Raw genomic sequence first — 22,803 nt, 5'->3', positions numbered from 1 at the left:
CTTTACAAGCTGTCGGATGGTGCGAATGGGACGGGGATCGATGCCGTCTGGCGCGCCACTCCTTCCAATAATGGAGGCGAGAAATTTGCCGTTGTTGAGGCAAAGGCAAGCAAAGATGAAGACGCGCCGAAATTCATGCGTAAACCCAACAATACACGTAAACCTGGTGTTGGCTCTAAGTTAGGCGTATCCGGATTGGGCGATCCAAGCACACTGCTTGAACCCATCGAAAACGAACAAGATGCAAGTGGTAAAAAAAGCGCGACTACCAAAACCACCGGCAGATCAAAAACGTCGCCGTCTAAAAGCTCAAAAATCAGTACGACCAAAACCAAAGAAATACTCGTACAGATGAGCGTGGAATGGATACTTAGCAACCTCCAAAGAGCTGTCGGCAATCGTATACTCGCCGCCCAAGTAGAAACCTCTTATAGTCGACATTTATTTTACTCCCCACTTTACCATCCGAGTTCCAGCCCAAAAGAGCATGCTGAGGCCAGAATAAAAAACTTAGATAAAAGTGAACATCATATTCACAAAGCCTTTCATTACAACGAGGCAGAAGTTAAAGCGTTTGTAAACAAACGCAAAAAGTCTCTGACTAAAAAGTATGGCGCACTGGACACATTAAAGATTGAGGCTTGACCCATGAGCATGCGACAGAATTTTTTTAGTACCAAACACTACGAGAACTTCCTCAGAGAACACGATGAGCTAATAGAGTTCTTCAAAATTAATAAATTTAAATCCGACTCTCCTTTGGAGGAAGCGTCTCAACGCGCCAAATACTTCCAGACTCTTGCTTTAGATAAATTACTCGCAACTTATACGGCGGGTGAAAACATTGATGCCCTTGCTCCTATGCTTGAAGACCTGGTGGAAAAGTACGAGATCCGCCAAAAAGCCTTGGCCGAGTATCAGGGCGTCCCGAACATATCGCCATTAGCAATAGACGACTGGCCGAACCAATACGAAGAAGCCGTCCAAGTGATCAGTCTGTGTATACTTCTACACCGAACCGACTTGCTTCCGCGCTTTGTCAAACTCATTGACGACGCAGGATATGCAGGTGAGGACACACTTTATGAAGCCTTGCTAAACAAAGTAATGCCTCATCGGCACGATGTAGACGAATGGTATCACGACGTCTATACGTTACTTATACAAGCGATCTACACCGACAACAGACAAGAATCTCCGAAACTTCTGAAAAAATATTGCCAGCAATGGTATCCAGCCTTTAAGCAAGCTCCTTGGCATGACACTCACCTTCAAGGAGATGAAGGAACCTACGTCGGTTATTGGGCATTTGAGGCCGGTGCAATTGCATTCTTATATGGCATAGACGACAGCAAAATAGATCACATGGTTTATCCAAAGGATTTGGTCGAATATGCTAGAAACCACAAAGGAGATACTGATTCTCAGATTAACCGAATTGTCGCCGGCGAACCATGCAGCAAAACTGGCTACTGGTTTACTCCGGCACGAGCCAATTCTAGACATCACTTCCAACAAGGCGAAATCATGCCGAGTTTCAGCGATTCGAAATGGGGCGATACGCTTTGGTATTGGTCAGGTGAAGAATGATAGCGCGGCCAGTTTGAAATGACTTCAGGAACTGATTCTTGCGAACGGCGGGAAAGCCCCTAAGCTTTTCCCCTATAAAGCAAAGCAAGAGAAGATACTCTTATCAGGCTTGATACCCATGACCATACGACAAAAATATTTCAGCAAAAAACATTATGAAAACTTCCTCAGAGAACATGATGAAGTCATAGAGTTTTTCAAGACCAACAAATTTAAATCTGATTCTGCCGAAGAGGAAGCGTCTCTTAGATCAGCATTTTTTCAGACTTTAGCACTCGACAGACTGCTCGCTAGCTATACCGCGGGCGAGAGTATAGAAACTCTCGCTCCCCTGCTTGAGGACGTGATTGAAAAGTATGAGATTTGTCAGAAAGCCCTAGCAGATTATGAGAATTCCGAAAAAATCTCTCCTTTGGCATTGGATGACTGGCCAGGTCAGTATGAGGAAGCTGTCCAAGTTATAGGTTTATGCATCTTACTGCACCGCATTGATTTGCTGCCGCGTTTCGTAAAACTCATTGATGAAGCGGGTTATGCTGGGGACGACACTCTTTATGAAGACTTGCTGAAAAAAGTTCTACCCCACAGGCATGATGTAGACCGTTGGTATCACGATGTGTATACACCGCTTATCCAAGCCATCTACATTGATAGTAAAGAGGAGGCTTCGAATTTACTCAAAAAATATTGTCAACAGTGGTACCCAGCTTTTAAGCAAGCTCCGTGGCACGACACCCATCTTCAGGGGGAGGAAGGCAACTACGTCGGCTATTGGGCTATCGAAGCAGGTGCAATTGCGTTTCTGTATGGCATAGACGACAGCAAAATAGATCACATGGTATATCCGAAAGCACTAGTCGAATATGCCAGAAACTATAAAGGCGCAATTGATTCACAGATTAATAGAATTGTTGCTGGCGATCTCTGCAGCAAAACAGGCTATTGGTTCACACCGGCTCAAGCCAACTCAAGACGCTACTTCCAGAAAGGAGAAGTCATGCCAAGCTTTAGCGATTCCAGTTGGGGTGACACACTTTGGTATTGGTCGGGAGAAGAATGACAACATAGATTAAATAGTAAGCCGATGTTGGCTATGGTGGTGAATGCAGCCCACCCACTAATGGAACCCATGGCCTACAGGACAAAACAGGATGCAACCCATATATTGACCGCCATGATAATCAGACAAAAATTTTTTAGTGAACATCAATACCGTATTTTCTTGAAAGAGCATGACGAGGTAATTGAGTTCTTCAAAACAAACACCTTTCAATCTGACTCCCCCGAGGAAGAAGCGACACTGCGCGCAACACACTTCAAGCAACTTGCATTCGACAGGCTTTTTGCTGCATATACTGCAGGAGAAGAAATAAGCACTCTAACACCATTACTTGAAGATCTGATAATCAAGTACGAAACTCGACAAGCCAAACTCGCCGAATACCAGAAAACACCTGACATATCTCCGCTTGCGATAAATGATTGGCCTGACGAATATGAAGAATGCGTGCAGGTCGTAGGATTTTGTATTCTCTTACATCGCACTGATTTACTTCAGCGTTTCGTCAAGCTAATAGATGCAGCGGGCTACGCCGGGGACGATACTCTATACGAAGATCTGCTCATCAAATTACTTCCGAACAGACACGATGTAGACCAATGGTTTCACGACGTGTATTCACCTTTGATTAGGGCAATTTACGCAGAAAGCAAAGAGGAAGCGTCAACGCATCTGAAAAAATACTGCAGCCAATGGTATTCCGCATTTAAACAAGCACCATGGCATGACACTCATTTGCAGGGAGAAAATGGTAATTACATCGGCTATTGGGCTATAGAAGCAGGAGCTGTCGCATTTTTGTACGGTATAGACGACAGCAAAATAGATCATATGGTTTATCCAAAAGACTTGGTTGAATACGCCAGAAATTATCGACCGACTAATGGATCGCAGGTTGCTCGTGTAGACGCAGGGCAACCGTGCAATAGAACCGGCTATTGGTTTACTCCAGCAAAAGCAGAGTCTCGCCGTCACTTCAATCAAGGCGAGATAATGCCTGGGTTCAGTGACTCCCATTGGGGAGATACTATTTGGTATTGGTCGAGTGAAGAGTAAAATCGTCTACAATTTCCGCTCAGCCGCCACTTCATGCCCTGAGCGAAAACCCACGTTCCAAATGGAAGAACATCTTATTATTGCTCGAAGTTGTGCGCGAAGGCTGGCAACTGCTAGTACTTGGCAACAACGTCACCAGCGAAGCCAGTCACAACCACCTTCGCCGATCACCGAAAATGGTTAACATGATAAAAAGACAAGAATTTCTTACTCAGACCAGATACCAAGACTTCTTGGATTACAGCGAGGAAACGAAAGAATTCTGGAAAATCAACAAGTTTGAGTCAGACTCTCCTGCACAAGAGGAGTCACTGAGAGCAAGTCACTTTAAGAATGTTGCACTTAAGAAATTATTTATATCTTATACAGCAGGAGCTGAAATAGCTTCGCTAGAGCCATTGATTGAAGACCTGATATCAAAATACGAAGAGAGTCAAAGCAAGCTTTCAGCTTCTGAAGTTCTTGAAAATATCTCACCACTCGCTATTGACGACTGGCCAGATGAGTTCGAGGAATGCATTCAAGTTTTTAGCCTATGCATTCTGCTGCACAGAACAGATCTACTTAAGAGATTCGTTCAGCTTTTGGATGCTGCAAACTACAAAGGCGAAGACACTCTTTATGACGACCTGCTCCGCAAACTCTTACCTGATCGCTATGATGTAGATGAATGGTTTCACGATGTATACACCCCTTTAATTCAAGCCATATACGCCGATGAGAAAGAGGAAGCATCACAGCTCCTGGATAATTACTGCAAACAGTGGTACGCCGCATTCAAACAAGCCCCTTGGCACGATTCACATTTGCAAGGAGACGAAGGAAGTTATGTCGGATACTGGGCTTTCGAGGCCGGAGCCATTGCTTTTTTATACGGTATTGATGACAGCAAAATAGATCACATGGTCTACCCCAGAGATCTGGTCGATTACGCCAGGTGCCATTCAGCATCTAATGCGTCCGTTCCTGAGATTTGACCGGCCCAGACAATAAACCGCGCGCGCATAAGCTAGTGCCCTACTTCAGAAACGGACGTCGAACTCAGCTCATGGAACTTCAATTCACCATAACCCCAGCCCATACCCAAATCCGCTTGGCTGTACTGCTGGAGCGCGAAATGCAAAAGCATGATCAGCAGCAGATTCAATTAATGGGTTACGTCGAGCGTATGCAGGATCATTTGCTATCTCCGTTGCTGTTTGCACTGTGTCTGGGAGCCGGCGCGCTGGCGATTTATTTCCCCGAACGTCAACTCACTTCCGAAAAAGTCATTTCGATGGTTTTATTCGGGGTGGTTTTCGCCCCGCTCTGGTGGTTTTTCTCAGGTCGGCTGCTGGGGTACCTTAGTACACGCATGACCGCCAACCGTACAAAGCCGCGAGCGCCGTTGCGTGGCTTGAACCAGCGCCTTATCGAAACCAGGCTACGCACAAATCTCGAAGCCGCTGAAGGTGATTATCGCCTCCAACTCGATGACAAGGGTTTCACCATGATCAGCCCCAAGGGCATCAAGAGCGGTTTAGCATGGGGACAGGTTGTGCGCGTGAAGGAGAGTTTCGATTTCTACTTTATTTCTTGCGCCGAACTGGATCGTAAGGGAAAGGCATATCTCATCCCCAGACACAGCGATGCCATGGACGCAGAGCAATATCAGCAAGGCTTGAAACTGTTTCTAAGCAGAGTGCCCACTCCCACCTTGTGACGGCTGGTGAGGCTTCAAAGCCTGCCCACAAGAGACAGGCTCACTTTTGCAGGTGTGACGTCAGACCGGTTCCTTCCACCCCATCATCCGCTGCTGTGCCACCTGCAACAGATCAAAACCATCCTGAGTCAGCAGATAAAGCGCATGGGTAATGTGCGGAATATCCTGAACATCCCCGTGCTTGAAGCATTGGCAATGGAGGGTTTCAAGTAACTGGCTGGAGGCCCGGACCCGCTGTAAGGCGGCTTCGAGAATGTCTTGGGGATTGGCTTCTGTGTCGATCACCAAGGGACTTGAGTCGGTAACTCTGCTGTTGATTGAACGGTAGCGATCGGGAAACGGGTTTAGCGTATGCATAGTAATTACTCGGGTATTTATTAGTAATCGCCAGCACCGTGACCAAACGATGGGAGGCGGCTGTGTACAGGCTTGGTCAACCGACAACACCCAATCGGCTCGCCCGAAGGCGTCCCGCACACAGCCACCATTGCAACGCACTACGAGGACGTAGAAGTCCGCAGCGCGAATCAAGGCACATGTATGTGCGGTGTTATCAGGTGACCAAACCTGTCCGCTGATTTTGCAGCGAGCCCAAACAGTAATCGCTCCAACCCATCAGGCGAAAGTCGACAAGGCGTCTGACCTTGTAGGACCGAGCCGAAGACTTCGTAGACGCTTTCCGAGCGAATCATCCGACAGAAAAAACCTCGCGACAGGCGGCGTTCAGCCGGGTTAACCATCTGTTAACCGCGCGGTCCAAGACTTTACTGGACCGCACGCCCTCAGGTTCCTCTGACGCCCAGTGCGGCAGGTTCGACGCTTTATCCGTCGAGCTGACTCAACGTCTGCACTGGAGATCGCCACATGAACATCCGCACCCTGCTGATCACTTCCGCCCTCGCCTGCACCGCATTTACCGGTGTTGCGCAGGCCAACGACACCTCGTCTTCGCAAGCCGTGCCCTATCACTACGGCATGCCGCTGAATATCGGCAAAGTGGTCGCGCTGACCGAGCCGAACACGCTGGAATGCAAAGTGATCACTGCCGACATGAAGTACATCGATACGTCAGGCAAACCTGAAGAAATCAGCTACCGGAAGCTTTCTGACGCTTGCAGTAATCAGAACTGACCGAAAAGTCTGATTTAGCACTTTGCGGTATTCCTGTGAGGGTTCTGGCGCTATGCTTTGGCGCCTCCCTCACTGCCGCAAGGATCCGCCATGCAGTTATCGTTTCGCACCCTGTCGACCTTCACTTCCCTTCTGTGTTTTCTGCTGGCCCTGGTCTGGGGTTTGATGCCGGACTGGTTGCTGGCGATCTGGAGTATTGAATATTCGTCTGCGGCAGGGTTTGTCGCGCGACGCAGCGCAGTGCTGTTCGCGGCGCTGGGTGTGATGTTTTATCTAGTTCGAAACGAACCGCCGTCCGTTACCCGCAATGCGCTGAGCACCGGGTTTAGCGTCGGCTGTTTTGGTCTGGCAGTGTTGGGTTTCGGCGAATGGCTCAATGGCCATGCCGGGCCGGGCATTTTGCTGGCGGTGGTGGTCGAGTCGGCGCTGGGACTGGGGTTTGTCCAGACCCGGCGCGTGTCAGCAGAACTCGAAACTGCGGGTTAAAGCGCTTTCCTGTCGGGATGCAGTGTCTGACTCGCTTCCTGATGCTGCATCTCTGAGCGCAGGCCTGCAATCAGGTCGTTGATTTCACGGCACCCATTCAGGTGTTTGGCATTGATTCCGGTCACCATCAGATCAAGGTGATCGGTTTCACGATCGGAATACACCTTGACGGTCATGGACAGGTCTTGCGACAGCGTGCACTGACAGCGCTTGGGCAGAAAACTGCTTTCAACGATATTGCGTAACTCCAGGGCAGAAAGAAACATGGCGACCCTCTCCTAATTGTGAGACTGCCAAAAAATTCAACGTCGGTCCGTGCTGAAATCTCCCGCGTTTCTTCCTTATGCAGGGTTTCTACGCCTCAAGCACCAGACCGTCCTCGCGTTCTGAGCTGACTCGTTAATGTGCCGGTCAACTTAAGATCTGCTTGAGCATAAAACATGCCGCAAATTTCGCCGTGCAGTTCATCGGTAAATCAATGATTTAACGGACGTGCCTGAAAATGGCTTCATGCAATCTGCAAGAAAGGGCAGCTTCAGCCCTGCAATTTGCATACATTCCCGAGCAGGTTTGCATTGGTGGCGGTCGGCGGTAAGAATGCGCCTGTCAATCCAGTATCCGCTGACCCTATTCACACGCAAGGAGGCATCATGGGTTCTTTGACCTGTATCAATACCGTCGGGCTGATTGTTGCCAGCCTTTCGAGCGTGGCCTATGCGGCTAAGCTCGAAACCGTCGCGCCGTTCCCTAAACCGGAAAGCGGTTTTACCCGCCAGGTCATTCATGTAGCGCCGCAGCCACAGGAAGAAAACTTCCAGGTTGAGGTGCTGGCGGGCAAGACGCTGACGGTGGACTGCAATCGCCAACGCCTCGGCGGTATCCTTGAAGAAAAAAACCTCGAAGGTTGGGGCTACCCCTTTTACCGCCTGGAAAAAGTCATCGGCCCGGTGAGCACGATGATGGCCTGCCCCGACGAAAAGAGTAAAAAGGAGTTCGTACCGGTGGTCGGTGACGGCTTCATGCTTCGCTACAACAGCAAGTTGCCGATCGTGCTCTACGTGCCCAATGACGTCGAAGTCCGCTATCGGATCTGGTCGGCGTCGGACAAGGTCGAGATAGCTGTTCAGGAATAGCCACAACGCCCCTCCTCACGCTGAGGCGCCGCTCAATGCGGCGCGCTCGGCAACATGCCGCAAACTGTCGAAATTGATATTGGCGCCCGAGTCGATCGCGACCAGGGTTTGACCACGCGCACCGGTCTGAGCGACGTACTTCTTGATCCCGGCCACCGCCAAGGCACCGGAGGGCTCGGTGATCGAGCGGGTATCGTCGTAGATATTCTTGATCGCGGCGCACAGTTCGTCGTTACTGACGGTCAGCACTTCATCGACGCAAAGCCGGCAGACCTCAAATCCATAAGCGCCGATCTGCGCGACTGCCACGCCATCGGCAAAGGTGCCCACGGTGGGCAGGACGATCCGCTCGCCAGCCTGTAACGCGGCGTACAGACACGCGGAATGTTCGGACTCGACGCCGATGATGCGGACTTCCGGGCGCAGGTATTTGACATACGCCGCGATGCCGGCGATCAGACCTCCGCCGCCCACCGGGACGAAGATGGCGTCCAGTGGGCCTTGATGTTGACGAAGGATCTCCATGGCCACGGTGCCCTGCCCGGCGATTACGTCCGGGTCGTCGAATGGCGAGACGAAGGTGCGGCCGGTTTGCTCGGCCAGGCTCAGGGCGTAATCGAGGGCGAACGGGAAACTTTCCCCGTGCAGCACGGCGTCGGCACCGCGACTGCGTACCCCAAGCACTTTCAATTCTGGCGTCGTGCGGGGCATGACAATCGTCGCGGCGATCCCCAGTTCACGCGCCGCCAACGCCACGCCTTGGGCATGGTTGCCCGCTGAAGCGGTGATCACGCCGCGAGCCTTTTGCTCATCACTCAGTTGCACCAATTTGTTGTAAGCGCCACGGATCTTGAAGGAAAAGGTCGGTTGCAAGTCCTCACGCTTGAGCAGGATCTGATTACCCAAGGCCTCGGACAGCGCTGGTGCGGGTTGCAACGGTGTGCGCACAGCCAGTTCATACACAGGCGCGGCGAGGATCTTTTTCACGTAGTGCTCAAGCAAGGCCTGCTGGGCGGGGGTGCTGCTCATGGTCGTCTCCTGACATTGATCGGGGCCCAGGAGACAGAAAGTAAAAACCCGCCTCTAGGGCGGGTTGGGTGCTGCAGTCGTGAGCTAGCCCGCCAAATAAGGAATGGCGGTAATAATGTTTGGCTGGCAGCGCAATACGGTGGAAGTCATGGCTGGAAATTAGCCGGGCGTTGCGGGCAAGTCAATGGCCAATTTTCTTAGGCCTCTGTAGGCTGGCGACACCGCTCATCGTCCCAAGGAAGGAAACCATGAAGTCTGTCGCCCTGCCCCTCATTGCCTTGATCGCCTTTGCCGGCTACACCGTTTCCGTGATGCTTCAGGCGGAGCAGTCGTTGATCGACTTCGGCATCGGTTTGATGTCACGCCCGGATACTGCGCAGGTGGTGATTGATCTTTATCTGTTGGCGACGCTGGCGGGAATCTGGATGTACAGGGATGCGCGCGGGCGTGGGCAGTCGGCGATTTCGGTGCTGCCGTATTTGTTGATTACGGCGGTTTTCGTATCTGTCGGGCCGTTGTTGTACCTCGTGGTTCGTGGGCTTAAGAACCGCAAGCGTTGTGTTGATGCGGGCCAGCAAGCCTGATTCAGAAGTTGTTGTGATGCTGCTGAAGCAATCGCGGGCAAGCCCGCTCCCACAGGTTATCGGTGTTCTTACAGACGACACCTAACCTGTGGGAGCGGGCTTGCCCGCGATTGCGGCCTGACTGCCAACATATTCATTTCGCCAGCCGCCTAAGCCCAAGCACCATCGCCCCCGCCCCAATCATCATCGCCGTCAGAAACAACGGATACGACACCCACCACGGTGTGCCCGCCGTCATCATGCTGAACTCGGACATGCCGCCAATACTCGCAATCAGGTTCAGCGGCAAAAACACCACGTTGATTAATGTCAATTTGCGCAGCAGGTTGTTCATGCTGTTGTTCATCAGGTTGCCCCGGGCGTCGATCAGCCCGGAGAACACCGTGGAGTAGATTTCCGCCTGTTTGTAGCACTGGTTGTTTTCGATGATCAGGTCGTCGATCAGGCCGATGGCTTCGGCGCTGAAGTGTTCCTTGGCGGCATGATTGCGCAGTCGTGTCAGCACCGCGCCGTTGCTGTGAATCGCGTTGATGTAATAGATCAGGCTTTCGCTGAGGTTGAACATCTGGATCAGGTGCTGGTTCTGCATCGACGCGTTGAATTTCTGCTGCAACTCCCGGGCAACCAGCTTGATCACCTTCAGGTGACCCAGATAGTGATGGATGTTGTTGAACAGCAGATCGAGCAACACATCCAGCGGTGTGTTCAACCGCTGCCGGGTGCCGAGCCCGTGCAGCGGCGCATCGTCGGTGGCGATCACCAGCAAGCGCTGCGCAGAAAACAGCAAGCCACAGGACGACACTTCAAAGGCCAGGCTGCCGGCGCCGGAGTAATTCTCCGGGCGCTTCCAGATCAGAAACAGGTTGTCGGGGTGGAACTCGATGCGCGACACCTCATCGGGGTCCAGGGCCGAGGCCAGGGCGTGCTCATCGAGCTTGAAATGGCTGTGCAACAAATCCCGCTCGGCGGCATCGGGGTTGCTGAACAGCATCACCTCGGCATCCAGGCGTTCCACCGATTGCAGCGCGCCACCGGCCAGTTGAAAGCTTCTGATCATCGGCCGTTCACCAGGCCTGGCCGCGACGTTTCAGTTCCAGGCGACGGACGAACTCTTCCAGTACCAGCGAATACAAATCGTCCTGCAAGTACGCATCTTCAATACCGGCGTCCATGTTCGGGTTGTCGTTGACTTCGATCACCACCACCTTGTCGCCGGACTGCTTGAGGTCCACGCCGTAGAGGCCGTCGCCGATCAGGTTGGCGGTTTTCACGGCCAGGTCCACCACGGCTCGCGGGGCTTCGTGGACCGCCAGGGTGCGGCATTCGCCGTTGATGTCCTGGCCCTTGGCCTTGTGGTTGTAGATTTGCCAATGCCCCTTGGACATGAAGTATTGGCAGGCGAAGATCGGTTTGCGGTTAAGCACGCCGATGCGCCAGTCGTATTCGGTGTAGAAGAATTCCTGAGCCAGCAACAGCACCGAGTGTTCAAACAATTCAGCGGTCGCTTCAAGCAAGGCTTGCTGGCTTTCGACCTTGATCACGCCCCGGGAGAAACAGCCGTCGGGGATCTTCAGCACCAAGGGAAAGCCCAGGCGTTCGCCGACCCGTTCGAAATCTTCCGGTCGCTCCTTGTAGAGGATTTCAGTGGCGGGCATGCCGAGTTGATGGCTCTTGAGCAGGTCAGTCAGGTAGACCTTGTTGGTACAGCGCAGGATCGACGCCGGATCGTCCATCACCACCAACCCTTCACTCTCGGCTTTTTTGGCAAATCGATAGGTGTGGTTATCGACGCTGGTCGTCTCGCGGATCAGCAAGCCGTCGTATTCGGCAATACGCGCGTAGTCCTTGCGCTCGATCAATTCGACATCAATGCCCAACGTCTTGCCGACGCGCACGAAATTATCCAGTGCCTTCGCGTTGGAAGGCGGCAACGCTTCTTGCGGGTCATGCAGGATCGCCAGGTCATAACGGGCCAGCCGTCGTGAGCGTGGTACACGCCAGATCTTGCGACTGAAACTGTCCAGGGAGTTGGCGAATTGATCTTCCTGATCTTCGCGTAATTTATGCAGGGCGCCGGACTTTACGCCTTCGATGTGCCAACCATTAGTTCGGCGGAACTCAACTAACAAGATCGGGCACGGAAACACTTCAAACAACTGACGCGCCAGATCCTGCAAAGGCTCTATATTGGTTTTGCCGAAGTACAACGTCAGGGTAAAGCCTTCGGTGTCGCTGTAAAGATGATTGCTGAGGGCTTTTTCCAGGGGTTTATCCAGATCATCAAGGGCTAGGCCGTACAGGGATTTTTTGGTCAGCTCACTGATGGTCCGCACCGACGGAATGACCTTGTGCCCCCGCGCCTCGGCCAGCAACGAGCAGTAATAGCCGTGCCCCAGGTACTTGTAGCTGCGACACAGGTTGATCACCTGGACCCGTTTGCCCTGTTCGTTGTCCCGCGTCTGCTCGAGGTATTCCTGAGCGCTGACGATGTCCTCGCTGGGGAAATACGAGGCCCAGTCTTCCTTGCGTTCGACGATGATAATCAACTGACTTGAAGTTCTGCCTGCGTCATTTAAATAAGTTGCTGCCGGCAAAGTTTGCTCGGATACTTCGCGCCAATGACCTTGTACCGCTGACATAGTGATTGATCCGTTGGAGAACAAGACCTTTCCTATTAAGCACGAACTTTTTCGAAAGTCCCGTTTCGTTACGCAACTTTTACGGCGGTCATATGAACACTGTCTTTCGCTTGGCGGTAGTTGAAGACTTACCCGCGCTGCTGGAACTCGAACAGCAATGTTTCACCACAGACCGGCTCAACAGTCGCAGCTTTCTGTGGATGATTACTCGGGCTCATGGTCAGCTGTTGGTGGCCCAACGTGGGGAGCATTTGGTCGGCTATGCGGTGGTGCTGTTTCACCGGGGCACTTCGCTGGCGCGGCTTTACTCGATTGCGATCGCGGCCGAAGCGCGCGGCAGCGGGCTGGGCAAGCAGTTGCTAGAACGCATCGAATCCTGCGCCCTTGAACATGATTGTGCCTACTTGCGGCTTGAAGTGCGGATCGACAACCCCGCGGCGATTGCCTTGTATGAGCGCAATGGTTACCGGCGTTTCGCGCTGATCCATGACTACTACCAGGACCATGCCGATGCGCTGCGCCTGGAAAAGCGCATTCTTGAGCACCGTGATTCGCGCAATATCCAAGTCCCGTGGTACCGGCAGACCACCGATTTCACCTGCGGCCCGGCCTGCCTGTTGATGGCCATGGGGGCGCTGCAAGGTGATCGATGGCTGGAGCGTCGAGAAGAACTGCAAATCTGGCGTGAGGCGACAACGGTGTTCATGACCGCAGGCCATGGCGGCTGCAGCCCTCAAGGCCTGGCGCTGGCGGCATGGCGTCGGGGTTTTCGGGTGCGTCTACAACTGAGCATGGAAGGACCGCTGTTTCTCGATGGCGTGCGCGATGAGCATAAAAAAGACGTAATGCGCCTGGTGCACGAGGAGTTCACCACGCAGCTACTCGAGACGGATGTGGAGCGAGTGATCGGCGGCCCGCTGAACCTCCCTCGGCTACTGGACGATGGCGGACAACCGCTGGTGCTGATCAGCAGCTATCGGCTGACCCGCTCCAAGGCGCCTCATTGGGTGATCGTCACTGATTGCGATGATGAATTCGTCTACCTGCACGACCCGGATGTGGACCACAGCCAGCATCGCCAACCGATGGATTGCCAGCATTTGCCGGTCAGCCACGGGGAGTTCGAGAAGATGTGCAGCTTTGGCCGGGGCAAGCTTCGGGCGGCGGTTATCCTGTATGACCGAGCATAAGCCTCACAACTCTATAGTGCTGGCGAAGGCACCAACCTCCATTGTGGGAGCGAGCTTGCTCGCGATATCGGCGTCACATCCAGCACTATTGGTGACTGATACATCGCTATCGCGAGCAAGCTCGCTCCCACAGGGAATTGGCTGGTTTCAGGGGGGGGTTACTTCAGGCCAATCTTGTACAGCCTGCCGTCGTCCTCATCGGTCAGCACATACAAGTAGCCATCCGGCCCCTGCCGCACATCGCGGATGCGCTTGTTGAGTTCGCCGAGCAAGCGTTCCTCGTGAACCACTTTGTCGCCATCGAACTGCAAGCGGATCAACTCCTGGCTTACCAGCGCACCAATGAAAACGTTGTGTTGCCAGACCTTGAAGCGATCCGCATCGTAGAACGCCATGCCGCTGAGGCCGGGGGACTTTTCCCAGACATGGTGCGGCGCCACGGTGCCTTCAGCGGTCTTGCCCTTGGCTTCCGGGATCGGCTGGCCGGAATAATTGATGCCGTGGGTCGCCAGCGGCCAGCCGTAATTTTTGCCGCGTTCGATGATGTTGATCTCATCACCGCCCTGCGGGCCATGCTCGTTCTCCCAAAGGACGCCGGTCCACGGATTGAGCGCTGCACCTTGCGGATTGCGCTGGCCATAGGACCAGATTTCCGGGCGCACACCGGCCTGACCGACAAAGGGGTTGTCGTCTGGCACTTTGCCGTCCGGGTAGATCCGCACGACCTTGCCTTGCAGCTTGTCGAGGTCCTGCGCGGTCGGCCGATCGTTGTTTTCGCCCAAGGTGATAAACAGGTAGCCGTCGCGATCAAACACCAATCGTGAGCCGAAGTGATTGCCGACCGACAGCTTGGGCTCCTGGCGGAAAATCACCTTGAAGTCCTTGAGGGTTTTCAGGTCCTCGGACAATTGGCCTCGCCCGACCGCCGTGCCGGCCTTGTCGCCCGCACCACCGCCCTCGGCGTAGGACAGATAAACCGTGCGATCCTGCTTGAAGTCGGGCGACAGCACCACGTCCAGCAAACCGCCCTGCCCCTTGGCCCAGACCTTTGGCACCCCATTGATCGGTGCCGAGAGCTTGCCATCGTAATCCACCACCCGCAGATTGCCGGGCCGTTCGGTGACCAGCATGCCCTTGCGATCGGGCAGGAACGCCAAGGCCCACGGATGTTCAAGGCCCTTGGCAACTTGCCAGACCTCAAGGGTGCCCTGCTCGCTTTTCATATCCTGCGGCGGTGCCGCGAGAACGGGTACCGTGGCGGTGAGCAGTAAGCTGGCGCAGAAAGCAGCCAATAGGTTTTTACGCAACATGCACGATTCCTTTTGTCGTTCGAATAGCCGGCAAGACGCTGTCCTGCCGTTCAACGGTTGCTGGTGTCTGCATCTCGATGAGGCGGATTGGGAATGAATTTGGGCGGGCTGGAGGGAGCGGTTCGGTCCTGGGGATAGCGATTGCCGATGCCGCCGTTATCAAGGGTCGGTGGGCGGGGCACCGGGACGGTACTTGGCCCGCGAATCACCGGGGCTGCGGGTTGTGTGCCTTGCATGCTATTGGGATTGGCCCGGCGGATCGGGCTGTTGTAGGGGTTACTGGAATTGCCCGTGGGGCTCTGGGCCAGCAGCATTAACGAAGGTGGCGATGCCTGGGCCAGCTGACTCATCAGGCCACTGAATGCCAGTACGGTGCAGGCGAGCACGAATCTGTTCATGGGAGGCCTCTGGGCGTCAGCGTGGATAGAATCTTCGATAGCACGCTACGCCCGGGGTTCGGATTTGTTAACTAAAACCTCTTTCATAAGATGTAACACCAGTTGACGGCCCAGCAGGGCCGGGCCGCAGCCCGCTGAAACTTTTGCGCCGCGCCACGGGTCACCTGAACACATCACTCGCGAGTAGACGACCATGGCACGGGCAATCTGGAAAGGCGCAATCAGTTTCGGGCTGGTGCATATCCCTGTGGCGCTGGTTTCGGCGACGTCTTCTCAAGGGGTGGATTTCGACTGGCTCGACAGTCGCAGCATGGACCCGGTGGGTTACAAGCGCGTCAATAAGGTCACCGGCAAGGAAGTCACCAAGGAACACATCGTCAAAGGTGTGCAGTACGAAAAAGGTCGTTACGTGGTGCTCAGCGAGGAGGAAATCAAGTCGGCGCACCCGTTGTCCACGCAGACCATTGACATCTTTTCCTTTGTCGACGCCGAACAGATCCCCCTGCAAAACATCGACACGCCCTACTACCTGGCGCCGGATAAGCGCGGCGGCAAAGTCTATGCGCTGTTGCGCGAAACCCTCAGCAAGACCAACAAGGTCGCCCTCGCCCACGTTGTGCTGCATACCCGCCAGCACCTGGCGGCGCTGATGCCGCTGGAATCGGCGATGGTGCTGGTGATGCTGCGTTGGCCTGCCGAAGTGCGCAGTCTGGATACCCTGGAGTTAGGCACTGAGGTGACCAAACCCGAACTGGCCAAGGGCGAACTCGACATGGCCAAGCGTCTGGTGCAGGACATGAGCGCCGACTGGAAGCCCGAGGATTATCGCGACAGTTTTGAAGACAAGATCATGGCGCTGGTCGAGAAGAAGGCGAATGAAGGCAAGATTGAGGATGTGGAAACGGCGACGGGTGAAGAGGAGCGCAAGACAGCTGATGTGATTGATTTGACCGAGTTGCTGAAACGGAGCCTCGGGGGCAAGAGTGCCGGCAAGGCCGCAAGTAAGCCCGCTTCTAAAAGTAAAACGCCTGCCAAACCAGCGGCGGAAAAGAAAGCCACGAAGCGTTCCAGTGGCTGACTGTTTATTGGGGCATCCATAAACCTGCGGTGAAAGTACCGGCCTCTTTGCGGGCAAGCCCGCTCCCACAGGGTTTAGTGTCAGCGCATTAATTGGCGGCAACCGCAGAACCTTGTGGGAGCGGGCTTGCCCCGATGAGGCCCTACGCCGCAATACAGCATTCAGATCAGCACGAAAACCGCCAGCAACCCACCAAAAATCGCCCACTTCTCAAGATAGTAAAGTTTGCGATTACGCTTCTTCAGCGCCTTGCCCCGCAGCCGAATCGAGTAGATTTTGGCAAACAGGCGGTTAATGCCACCGGTCTTGTCCCCCGCATCATTCGGGGCACCCGCCGCCGACATCACGTTACGGCTGAACCAGCCATTGAACGCCGCCGCCCAGCGATACTTCATCGGCCGCTCGACGTCGCAGAACAGAATGATACGGTTCTGCTGGGTAGTGTTTTCGGCGTAGTGAATGAAGGTCTCGTCGAACATCACCGCTTCACCGTCGCGCCAGTGGTAGTTCTCACCATCGACGTTGATGTAGCAACCGGCATCGTTGGGCGTTTCAAGGCCCAGGTGATAACGGTAAGAGCCGGCGTAGGGATCGCGGTGGCGGACCAGTTTTGAACCCGGTGGCAACTCGGCGAACATCGCGGCTTTGATCGACCCGATGCTTTGCACCAACTCAGTGGTGCGCGGGCAGAGTTTCATCGCCGAAGGATGGCTGTCGCCGTACCACTTCAAATAGAAGCGCTTCCAGCCGGTCTTGAAGAACGAGTTGAAACCGATGTCGTCGTATTGGTTTGAGCGCTTGATCTCCCCGGTTCTGAGCAGGTTCTGACCTTCCTCGCGAATTTCTTCCCAATGCGCCTGCAACGGACTCAGGTCCGGGAAATCGGCCGGATTGAGGTAAGGCTTGTTGGGGATTTTCGAGAACAGATAAAGGAAGCAATTGATCGGCGCCAGAAATGACGAGTGATCACTCAGCTGGCGCCCTAGCTTGTGGCGCACCCGACCGCGCAGGTGGACGTAGGCAATGGATACTACATAAACAGCGGCAATGATCAGTTTCACAGAAATCGTCACACGTCAGAGGTGAACAAACTGCTTCCCCCGCCAACCCAGCGGCCCAGGGGGCTTGCGCAGCGTCTGAATACGAAACAGCGGTCCCGGTGGCGCGTCCTTGAGCCTGCGCCGACGGACGGCAGTTGATGAAAAGTGGCATTTTAGTCTCATTTTGTAACCAATAGTTAACCTTCAAATGTGAAAATCTGTCCGCTGGTGCCGCCAAAGCGCCCGTGCGGCCTCAACGCCCTATCGTTTAAAGAGCCAGACCAGTACAATCGCCGCCAAACATTACGCGCCCCCCTTGGTTGATGACGGGAATGAACCCCGTCTCAGCGCACTTTGACTCGGGCCAAGCGCTCCATATGCTGCTGTCCACTTATTGCCAGATGGACCTTCCGCTTCTGACCGGGATGCATTTCCCGTGGTTCGGATACCGGAAACGGGTACTGAATCGGTACTGCCGCAACCCTAGCTACTCTGAATGCTTCGCAGGAAAAACCTTTGATCTCTACAGCTAACATCACGATGCAGTTCGGCGCCAAGCCGCTATTCGAAAACGTTTCGGTCAAATTCGCCGCGGGCAACCGCTACGGTCTTATCGGCGCCAACGGTTGCGGCAAGTCGACCTTCATGAAAATCCTCGGCGGCGACCTTGAGCCGTCCGGCGGCCAGGTCATGCTCGAACCGAACGTGCGCCTGGGTAAATTGCGCCAGGACCAGTTCGCCTACGAAGAATTCACCGTGATCGACACCGTGATCATGGGTCACGAAGAGCTGTGGAAGGTTAAAGCCGAGCGCGACCGCATCTACTCGCTGCCGGAAATGACCGAAGAAGACGGCATGGCCGTGGCCGAGCTGGAAACCGAGTTCGCCGAGATGGACGGCTACACCGCCGAATCCCGTGCCGGTGAATTGCTGCTGGGCCTGGGTATCGGCATCGAGCAGCACTTCGGCCCGATGAGCGAAGTGTCCCCGGGCTGGAAACTGCGCGTCTTGCTGGCTCAAGCGCTGTTCTCCGATCCTGAAGTGCTGTTGCTCGACGAACCGACCAACCACCTGGACATCAACACCATCCGCTGGCTGGAAAACATTCTGACCCAGCGCTCCAGCCTGATGATCATCATCTCTCACGACCGTCACTTCCTGAACAGCGTGTGCACCCACATGGCTGACCTGGATTACGGCGAGTTGCGCCTGTTCCCGGGCAACTACGACGAGTACATGACCGTGGCGACCCAGTCCCGCGAGCAACTGCTGTCGGACAACGCCAAGAAGAAGGCACAGATCTCGGAACTGCAATCGTTCGTCAGCCGCTTCTCGGCCAACGCCTCGAAAGCCAAGCAGGCCACTTCCCGCGCCAAGGCGATCGACAAGATCCAGCTGGCCGAGGTCAAGCCTTCGAGCCGTGTGAGCCCGTTCATCCGCTTCGAACAAACCAAGAAACTGCACCGTCAGGCGGTCATCGTCGAGCGCATGGCCAAAGGCTTCGACGGCAAGCCGCTGTTCAAGGACTTCAGCTTCCAGGTTGAAGCGGGCGAACGCGTCGCGATCATCGGCCCGAACGGTATCGGTAAAACCACCCTGCTGCGCACCCTGGTCAACGAACTGACCCCGGATGCCGGCACCGTGAAGTGGACCGACGCCGCAGAACTGGGCTACTACGCCCAGGACCACGCGCACGACTTCGAAGACGACTGCAACCTGTTCGACTGGATGGGACAGTGGACCCAGGGCGGCGAGCAAATCGTTCGCGGCACCCTCGGCCGCATGCTGTTCTCCAACGACGAGATCCTCAAGTCGGTCAAGGTTATCTCCGGTGGTGAGCAAGGTCGCATGCTGTTCGGCAAGCTGATCCTGCAAAAGCCGAACGTGCTGATCATGGACGAACCAACCAACCACTTGGACATGGAATCCATCGAGGCGCTGAACCTGGCGCTTGAGAACTACCCGGGTACGCTGATCTTTGTCAGCCACGACCGTGAGTTCGTATCGTCGTTGGCCACCCGCATCATCGAGTTGAGCCCTAGCGGCGTGATCGACTTCAGCGGTACTTATGATGACTACCTGCGTAGCCAGGGCGTTGTGTTCTAAACGTTCGCTATAAATGAAAAGCCCTGCCCTTGTGACGGGGCTTTTTGCATTTCAGGGCCAAGCAATGTTTTGGTGGGGCCTTCAAGCACAACGAATATAGTTAGCCTGCTTCCTTTTATTCCTCACCCAAGCCATGATGCAGCTCTCCCACCGCCGCCCGCGAACGAGCCGTCATGTCAGTGCAGCAACTGCCACCGCAAAGCTCCATGGCGATCACCCTGCAGATCGTCTCCATCGTTTTCTATACCTTTATTGCCTTCCTCTGCATCGGCCTGCCGATTGCGGTGTTGCCGGGGTATGTCCACGAACAGCTGGGGTTCAGTGCGATCATCGCGGGACTGACCATCGGCTCTCAATACCTGGCCACCCTGCTCAGCCGCCCAATGGCCGGGCGTATGTCAGACACCATTGGCACCAAACGGGCGATTGTTTACGGCCTGTCGGGGATTGTGCTGAGCGGTGTGCTGACGTTGATTTCAACCTTGCTGCAAAGCTTTCCACTGATGAGCCTGTTGATCCTGATCGCCGGTCGCTTGTTGCTCGGCATCGCCCAGGGCTTGATTGGCGTGGGCACGATCAGCTGGTGCATGGGCCAGGTCGGTGCAGAGCACACCGCGCGCTCGATTTCGTGGAACGGCATTGCGTCTTACGGCGCCATTGCGATCGGGGCGCCGCTGGGCGTGGTGATGGTCGCCGAGTACGGCTTTGCCAGCTTGGGGATCGCGCTGTCACTGCTGGCCCTGGCCGCCCTGTTGCTGATCCGCAATAAACCCTCGGTGCCGGTGATTCGTGGTGAACGCCTGCCGTTCTGGGCGGTGTTCGGGCGCATTGCGCCCTTCGGTGCCAGCCTGAGCCTGGCCTCCATCGGTTACGGCACCCTGACGACCTTTATCACCTTGTATTACGTCAGCCGTGGCTGGACCGGCGCGGCCTACTGCCTGACGGTTTTCGGGATCTGCTTTATTGTGTCGCGCTTGCTGTTTATCTCCGCGATCAGCCGCTTCGGCGGTTTCACCTCGGCGATTGCCTGCATGAGCATTGAAACGGTGGGCCTGGTGCTGCTGTGGCTCGCACCCTCCACCGCCTATGCGCTGATCGGCGCGGGCCTGGCCGGGTTCGGCCTGTCGCTGGTGTATCCGGCGCTGGGGGTTGAAGCGATCAAGCAAGTGCCCAACTCCAGTCGCGGCGCGGGTTTGAGTGCTTATGCGGTGTTTTTTGATCTGGCACTGGCGATTGCCGGGCCGTTGATGGGCGCGGTGGCGTTGAACCTGGGGTATTCGTGGATCTTCTTCAGTGCGGCGCTGTTGTCGGTGACCGGGCTGGGTTTGACCTTGATACTCAAACGCCGCGCAATGGCCTGATGGGCGGCGATTACTGATCGGCGGTTTGCATTCCAGCGCGGGTAGGCTTGCCCAAAGCGTGCGAGAAGAACCGCCCGGCTTCAGACACCATGTTGCGATGGATGTCCTCGCGGTCAACGCCGTCGGCATCGGTGCACAACGCCGGCATGGCGGCGATCTGCTCTTCGTTGCACGGCGCCATGAATACGAAGTGCCCTGCCCCCGCTAGCAATTTGAAGTCCGGTGCGATCGGCAGCTTGCGTGCCAGGGCAGCGGCATTTTTGTCGAACGCCACCAGTTTGTCGCCATCGCCACTGTAGAGCAGCACCGGCACATGCACGTCAGCCAGTGTGTGGCGGCCGAACTTCAGGCTCAGCGGCGCCATCAGCAGCAATGCATGCACGCGCGGGTCCGCCACCGGTTGCAAGTCATCACGGTCGACAATCAGCTCGCCCTGGGTGTTGCAGGCATCACGATCGTCCGGGCGCTCCTGGCAGTAACGGCGCAGACGATCCAGGTCAGGCGTGGCGCCGGACAGGATCAACGCGGTTTCGCCGCCCGCCGAATAACCGATCACGCCGACCTGGTCGGCATTGACGAAAGGCGCGAGCATACGGTCGCCCAAGGTCGCGGTAATGGCTTCGGAAATCTGGATGGGCCGGCCGTAAAGGTTACTCAACGTACCGAGGCGGCTGTGGTCTTTGGAGTTGTCACCGGGATGGATCACCGCCACCACCACAAACCCTTTGCGTGCCAGCGAGGTGGCAAGGTCGTGCAGCGCCAGCGGGGTTCCGGTGTTGCCGTGAGACAGCATCAGCATCGGGAAACGGCCCATGGCGACGCGGATGTCCTCGCCTGCCTCGACTGTGTAACCTTCGATTTTGCTGGTGTGTTCCCGGTCGCTGGAGGGATAGAACGCGATGGCGCGCATCGGCTGCAAATCCAGCGGGTCGAGAAAACTCATCTCATGGAAGCCGACGCTCCAGTGAGGACGTAGCCCAGGCGCGGCGTGCACTGAATTCAGGCTGCTGAGCAGGCAAATCAGAAACGTTGCACAAAGACGCACCATGGGATGCCCCACCTTGTTACTGGACCGGAGTCGGTAACCCTCGACTGCATAACCCGGGCCACAATCTGTAATGACCAGAAACAAAAAACTCCGTATCTGGCACTTGCGTGATCAGAATACAGAGTTTTTTGGGTGGTGCCTGAGCTGTTTGAGCTCTTTACGCAAGTCTTACGCAGCGGCGAACAATTGCTCGCTGATTTGCGTGTGAGCATCGCTCATGGCTTTGGTGCGCACTTCGTCACCGTAGGCCAAGCCGTGGGCGCGAACAAACTCAATGTCGGTGATGCCGATGAAGCCGAACAGCACCTTCAAGTACTCTTCGTGCGCAACGCCAGTCGCCTGACCGGCATGCAGACCGCCGGACGTCGAGACGATCACGACTTTCTTGCCACCGCACAGGCCTTCAGGGCCGGCTTCGGTGTAGCGGAAGGTTCGACCGGCAACGGCGATGCGGTCGATCCAGGCTTTGAGTTGGGTTGGAATGGTGAAGTTGTACATCGGCGCGGCGATCACAACAGCATCAGCAGCGAGGAATTCGGCCAGGGTGGTGGCGCTCAGCTCGGCTTCGTGCTGTTGCGCGGCGTTGCGCAGTTCAGCGGTGGTGCCGGCGGCGACCAGTGTGGTGGCGGAGAAATGGCTGATGGCATCGGCGGCCAGGTCACGGTAGGTCACTACGGCGGTTGGCTCGGCGGCTTGCCAGGCTTTGACGACTTCGCTGCTCAGCAGACGGGAAGCCGAGTTGTCACCAAGAATGCTCGAATCGATATGCAACAGTTTCATAAGGGATCTCCAGGTGAGGATCGCCACCGGGCGATCTGATGGGGAGGATCCTACAGATGAAACCAATAGCTGATTAGCCCGC

The 22,803-nt window shown here is 55.2% G+C and carries 22 protein-coding genes and 2 pseudogenes; 14 read left to right on the top strand and 10 right to left on the bottom strand.

The genetic code is table 11. From position 1 onward, the window contains the following. The 6 genes and pseudogenes from K0F88_RS32220 to K0F88_RS03740 all read left to right on the top strand — a co-directional run. Nucleotides 1–645, top strand: a pseudogene (locus tag K0F88_RS32220) (hypothetical protein); the annotation flags it as partial. A gap of 3 nt (nt 646–648) precedes the next feature. Continuing rightward, entirely contained in the window at nt 649–1,590 is a 942-nt protein-coding gene (locus K0F88_RS03760; protein WP_219094059.1) for a PoNe immunity protein domain-containing protein, read from the top strand. Between the two features lie 118 nt (nt 1,591–1,708). Further along, nucleotides 1,709–2,650 (top strand): PoNe immunity protein domain-containing protein, encoded by a 942-nt coding sequence (locus K0F88_RS03755; protein WP_219094057.1) that lies wholly within the window; start codon nt 1,709–1,711, stop codon nt 2,648–2,650. Nucleotides 2,651–2,764: 114 nt separating this feature from the next. Beyond that, nucleotides 2,765–3,706, top strand: a complete 942-nt coding sequence (locus K0F88_RS03750; protein ID WP_219094282.1) for a PoNe immunity protein domain-containing protein — start codon at nt 2,765–2,767, stop codon at nt 3,704–3,706. 185 nt (nt 3,707–3,891) lie between these two features. After that, nucleotides 3,892–4,683, top strand: coding sequence for a PoNe immunity protein domain-containing protein (locus tag K0F88_RS03745; RefSeq protein ID WP_219094281.1), 792 nt, complete (start codon nt 3,892–3,894; stop codon nt 4,681–4,683). Between the two features lie 71 nt (nt 4,684–4,754). Beyond that, entirely contained in the window at nt 4,755–5,408 is a 654-nt protein-coding gene (locus K0F88_RS03740; protein WP_219094055.1) for a YcxB family protein, read from the top strand. Nucleotides 5,409–5,468: 60 nt separating this feature from the next. Here the strand turns inward: K0F88_RS03740 and K0F88_RS03735 are convergent, their stop codons facing one another. Next, a complete protein-coding gene (locus K0F88_RS03735) occupies nt 5,469–5,765 on the bottom strand; it encodes a hypothetical protein (protein WP_219094053.1) in 297 nt (98 codons plus the stop codon). Between the two features lie 507 nt (nt 5,766–6,272). On the opposite strand from K0F88_RS03735, the gene K0F88_RS03730 reads away from it, so the two are divergent. Beyond that, nucleotides 6,273–6,539, top strand: coding sequence for a DUF2790 domain-containing protein (locus K0F88_RS03730; RefSeq protein ID WP_094467395.1), 267 nt, complete (start codon nt 6,273–6,275; stop codon nt 6,537–6,539). 90 nt (nt 6,540–6,629) lie between these two features. Beyond that, the gene (locus tag K0F88_RS03725; RefSeq protein WP_094467394.1) at nt 6,630–7,025 is read left to right on the top strand and encodes a hypothetical protein; all 396 of its coding nucleotides are present in this window, start codon (nt 6,630–6,632) and stop codon (nt 7,023–7,025) included. Here K0F88_RS03725 and K0F88_RS03720 read toward each other — a convergent pair. After that, nucleotides 7,022–7,291: a DUF1652 domain-containing protein gene (locus K0F88_RS03720; protein WP_094467393.1), complete on the bottom strand. Its 270-nt coding sequence runs from the start codon at nt 7,289–7,291 to the stop codon at nt 7,022–7,024. The two genes, K0F88_RS03725 and K0F88_RS03720, sit on opposite strands and share 4 nt — an antisense overlap. A gap of 384 nt (nt 7,292–7,675) precedes the next feature. Between K0F88_RS03720 and eco the strand changes: the two genes are divergently transcribed. Continuing rightward, nucleotides 7,676–8,158 carry a serine protease inhibitor ecotin gene (eco, locus tag K0F88_RS03715; protein WP_094467392.1) on the top strand — a complete coding sequence of 161 codons (483 nt, stop codon included), beginning with the start codon at nt 7,676–7,678 and terminating at the stop codon, nt 8,156–8,158. 33 nt (nt 8,159–8,191) lie between these two features. Here eco and ilvA read toward each other — a convergent pair. Further along, a pseudogene (ilvA, locus tag K0F88_RS03710) lies at nt 8,192–9,187 on the bottom strand (threonine ammonia-lyase, biosynthetic); the annotation flags it as partial. A 248-nt stretch (nt 9,188–9,435) separates the two neighbouring features. Between ilvA and K0F88_RS03705 the strand changes: the two are divergent. Next, complete coding sequence (locus tag K0F88_RS03705; protein WP_094467389.1) at nt 9,436–9,771, top strand: DUF2834 domain-containing protein; 336 nt, start codon at nt 9,436–9,438, stop codon at nt 9,769–9,771. A 133-nt stretch (nt 9,772–9,904) separates the two neighbouring features. On the opposite strand, the gene K0F88_RS03700 is transcribed toward K0F88_RS03705, so the two are convergent. Next, nucleotides 9,905–10,828, bottom strand: a complete 924-nt coding sequence (locus K0F88_RS03700) for a magnesium transporter CorA family protein (protein ID WP_219094051.1) — start codon at nt 10,826–10,828, stop codon at nt 9,905–9,907. A gap of 7 nt (nt 10,829–10,835) precedes the next feature. Then, nucleotides 10,836–12,410, bottom strand: a complete 1,575-nt coding sequence (locus K0F88_RS03695; RefSeq protein WP_257605176.1) for a RimK family protein — start codon at nt 12,408–12,410, stop codon at nt 10,836–10,838. 92 nt (nt 12,411–12,502) lie between these two features. On the opposite strand from K0F88_RS03695, the gene rimI reads away from it, so the two are divergent. After that, nucleotides 12,503–13,600, top strand: a complete 1,098-nt coding sequence (rimI, locus tag K0F88_RS03690; RefSeq protein ID WP_219094049.1) for a ribosomal protein S18-alanine N-acetyltransferase — start codon at nt 12,503–12,505, stop codon at nt 13,598–13,600. Between the two features lie 158 nt (nt 13,601–13,758). Here the strand turns inward: rimI and K0F88_RS03685 are convergent, their stop codons facing one another. Both K0F88_RS03685 and K0F88_RS03680 read right to left on the bottom strand, forming a co-directional pair. After that, entirely contained in the window at nt 13,759–14,910 is a 1,152-nt protein-coding gene (locus tag K0F88_RS03685) for a PQQ-dependent sugar dehydrogenase (protein WP_219094047.1), read from the bottom strand. Between the two features lie 50 nt (nt 14,911–14,960). Next, nucleotides 14,961–15,308 (bottom strand): hypothetical protein, encoded by a 348-nt coding sequence (locus K0F88_RS03680; RefSeq protein WP_094467384.1) that lies wholly within the window; start codon nt 15,306–15,308, stop codon nt 14,961–14,963. Between the two features lie 193 nt (nt 15,309–15,501). On the opposite strand from K0F88_RS03680, the gene K0F88_RS03675 reads away from it, so the two are divergent. Next, nucleotides 15,502–16,386 (top strand): Ku protein, encoded by an 885-nt coding sequence (locus K0F88_RS03675; protein WP_219094045.1) that lies wholly within the window; start codon nt 15,502–15,504, stop codon nt 16,384–16,386. A 161-nt stretch (nt 16,387–16,547) separates the two neighbouring features. On the opposite strand, the gene lpxO is transcribed toward K0F88_RS03675, so the two are convergent. After that, nucleotides 16,548–17,447 (bottom strand): lipid A hydroxylase LpxO, encoded by a 900-nt coding sequence (gene lpxO / locus K0F88_RS03670; protein ID WP_219094043.1) that lies wholly within the window; start codon nt 17,445–17,447, stop codon nt 16,548–16,550. 495 nt (nt 17,448–17,942) lie between these two features. Between lpxO and K0F88_RS03665 the strand changes: the two genes are divergently transcribed. Both K0F88_RS03665 and K0F88_RS03660 read left to right on the top strand, forming a co-directional pair. Beyond that, nucleotides 17,943–19,532 (top strand): ABC-F family ATPase, encoded by a 1,590-nt coding sequence (locus K0F88_RS03665; RefSeq protein ID WP_140668786.1) that lies wholly within the window; start codon nt 17,943–17,945, stop codon nt 19,530–19,532. A 173-nt stretch (nt 19,533–19,705) separates the two neighbouring features. Continuing rightward, nucleotides 19,706–20,893 (top strand): MFS transporter, encoded by a 1,188-nt coding sequence (locus tag K0F88_RS03660; protein ID WP_219094041.1) that lies wholly within the window; start codon nt 19,706–19,708, stop codon nt 20,891–20,893. 10 nt (nt 20,894–20,903) lie between these two features. On the opposite strand, the gene K0F88_RS03655 is transcribed toward K0F88_RS03660, so the two are convergent. Both K0F88_RS03655 and K0F88_RS03650 read right to left on the bottom strand, forming a co-directional pair. Next, nucleotides 20,904–21,941 carry a dienelactone hydrolase gene (locus tag K0F88_RS03655; protein WP_219094039.1) on the bottom strand — a complete coding sequence of 346 codons (1,038 nt, stop codon included), beginning with the start codon at nt 21,939–21,941 and terminating at the stop codon, nt 20,904–20,906. A 168-nt stretch (nt 21,942–22,109) separates the two neighbouring features. Then, entirely contained in the window at nt 22,110–22,721 is a 612-nt protein-coding gene (locus K0F88_RS03650; RefSeq protein WP_219094037.1) for an FMN-dependent NADH-azoreductase, read from the bottom strand. Nucleotides 22,722–22,803 lie beyond the last annotated feature (82 nt).

Origin of the sequence: Pseudomonas sp. UMAB-40 (genome assembly GCF_900095275.1) — a bacterium.
In the GTDB taxonomy this organism is placed as follows: Bacteria; Pseudomonadota; Gammaproteobacteria; order Pseudomonadales; family Pseudomonadaceae; genus Aquipseudomonas; species Aquipseudomonas mandelii_B.
The sequence above is the reverse complement of the archived record's forward strand: the minus strand, read 5'-3'. Positions and strand labels throughout refer to the sequence as shown.

Excerpts from the sequence above, each read along its gene's own strand:
- K0F88_RS03705 (WP_094467389.1), top strand. The coding sequence starts at position 9,436 with ATGAAGTCTGTCGCCCTGCCCCTCATTGCCTTGATCGCCTTTGCCGGC.
- K0F88_RS03725 (WP_094467394.1), top strand. The coding sequence starts at position 6,630 with ATGCAGTTATCGTTTCGCACCCTGTCGACCTTCACTTCCCTTCTGTGT.
- eco (WP_094467392.1), top strand. The coding sequence starts at position 7,676 with ATGGGTTCTTTGACCTGTATCAATACCGTCGGGCTGATTGTTGCCAGC.
- K0F88_RS03700 (WP_219094051.1), bottom strand. The coding sequence starts at position 10,828 with ATGATCAGAAGCTTTCAACTGGCCGGTGGCGCGCTGCAATCGGTGGAA.
- K0F88_RS03650 (WP_219094037.1), bottom strand. The coding sequence starts at position 22,721 with ATGAAACTGTTGCATATCGATTCGAGCATTCTTGGTGACAACTCGGCT.
- K0F88_RS03695 (WP_257605176.1), bottom strand. The coding sequence starts at position 12,410 with ATGTCAGCGGTACAAGGTCATTGGCGCGAAGTATCCGAGCAAACTTTG.
- K0F88_RS03760 (WP_219094059.1), top strand. The coding sequence starts at position 649 with ATGAGCATGCGACAGAATTTTTTTAGTACCAAACACTACGAGAACTTC.
- K0F88_RS03680 (WP_094467384.1), bottom strand. The coding sequence starts at position 15,308 with ATGAACAGATTCGTGCTCGCCTGCACCGTACTGGCATTCAGTGGCCTG.
- K0F88_RS03675 (WP_219094045.1), top strand. The coding sequence starts at position 15,502 with ATGGCACGGGCAATCTGGAAAGGCGCAATCAGTTTCGGGCTGGTGCAT.
- K0F88_RS03685 (WP_219094047.1), bottom strand. The coding sequence starts at position 14,910 with ATGTTGCGTAAAAACCTATTGGCTGCTTTCTGCGCCAGCTTACTGCTC.
- K0F88_RS03735 (WP_219094053.1), bottom strand. The coding sequence starts at position 5,765 with ATGCATACGCTAAACCCGTTTCCCGATCGCTACCGTTCAATCAACAGC.
- K0F88_RS03755 (WP_219094057.1), top strand. The coding sequence starts at position 1,709 with ATGACCATACGACAAAAATATTTCAGCAAAAAACATTATGAAAACTTC.
- K0F88_RS03720 (WP_094467393.1), bottom strand. The coding sequence starts at position 7,291 with ATGTTTCTTTCTGCCCTGGAGTTACGCAATATCGTTGAAAGCAGTTTT.
- K0F88_RS03740 (WP_219094055.1), top strand. The coding sequence starts at position 4,755 with ATGGAACTTCAATTCACCATAACCCCAGCCCATACCCAAATCCGCTTG.
- K0F88_RS03745 (WP_219094281.1), top strand. The coding sequence starts at position 3,892 with ATGATAAAAAGACAAGAATTTCTTACTCAGACCAGATACCAAGACTTC.
- K0F88_RS03660 (WP_219094041.1), top strand. The coding sequence starts at position 19,706 with ATGTCAGTGCAGCAACTGCCACCGCAAAGCTCCATGGCGATCACCCTG.
- K0F88_RS03750 (WP_219094282.1), top strand. The coding sequence starts at position 2,765 with ATGATAATCAGACAAAAATTTTTTAGTGAACATCAATACCGTATTTTC.
- rimI (WP_219094049.1), top strand. The coding sequence starts at position 12,503 with ATGAACACTGTCTTTCGCTTGGCGGTAGTTGAAGACTTACCCGCGCTG.
- K0F88_RS03655 (WP_219094039.1), bottom strand. The coding sequence starts at position 21,941 with ATGGTGCGTCTTTGTGCAACGTTTCTGATTTGCCTGCTCAGCAGCCTG.
- K0F88_RS03730 (WP_094467395.1), top strand. The coding sequence starts at position 6,273 with ATGAACATCCGCACCCTGCTGATCACTTCCGCCCTCGCCTGCACCGCA.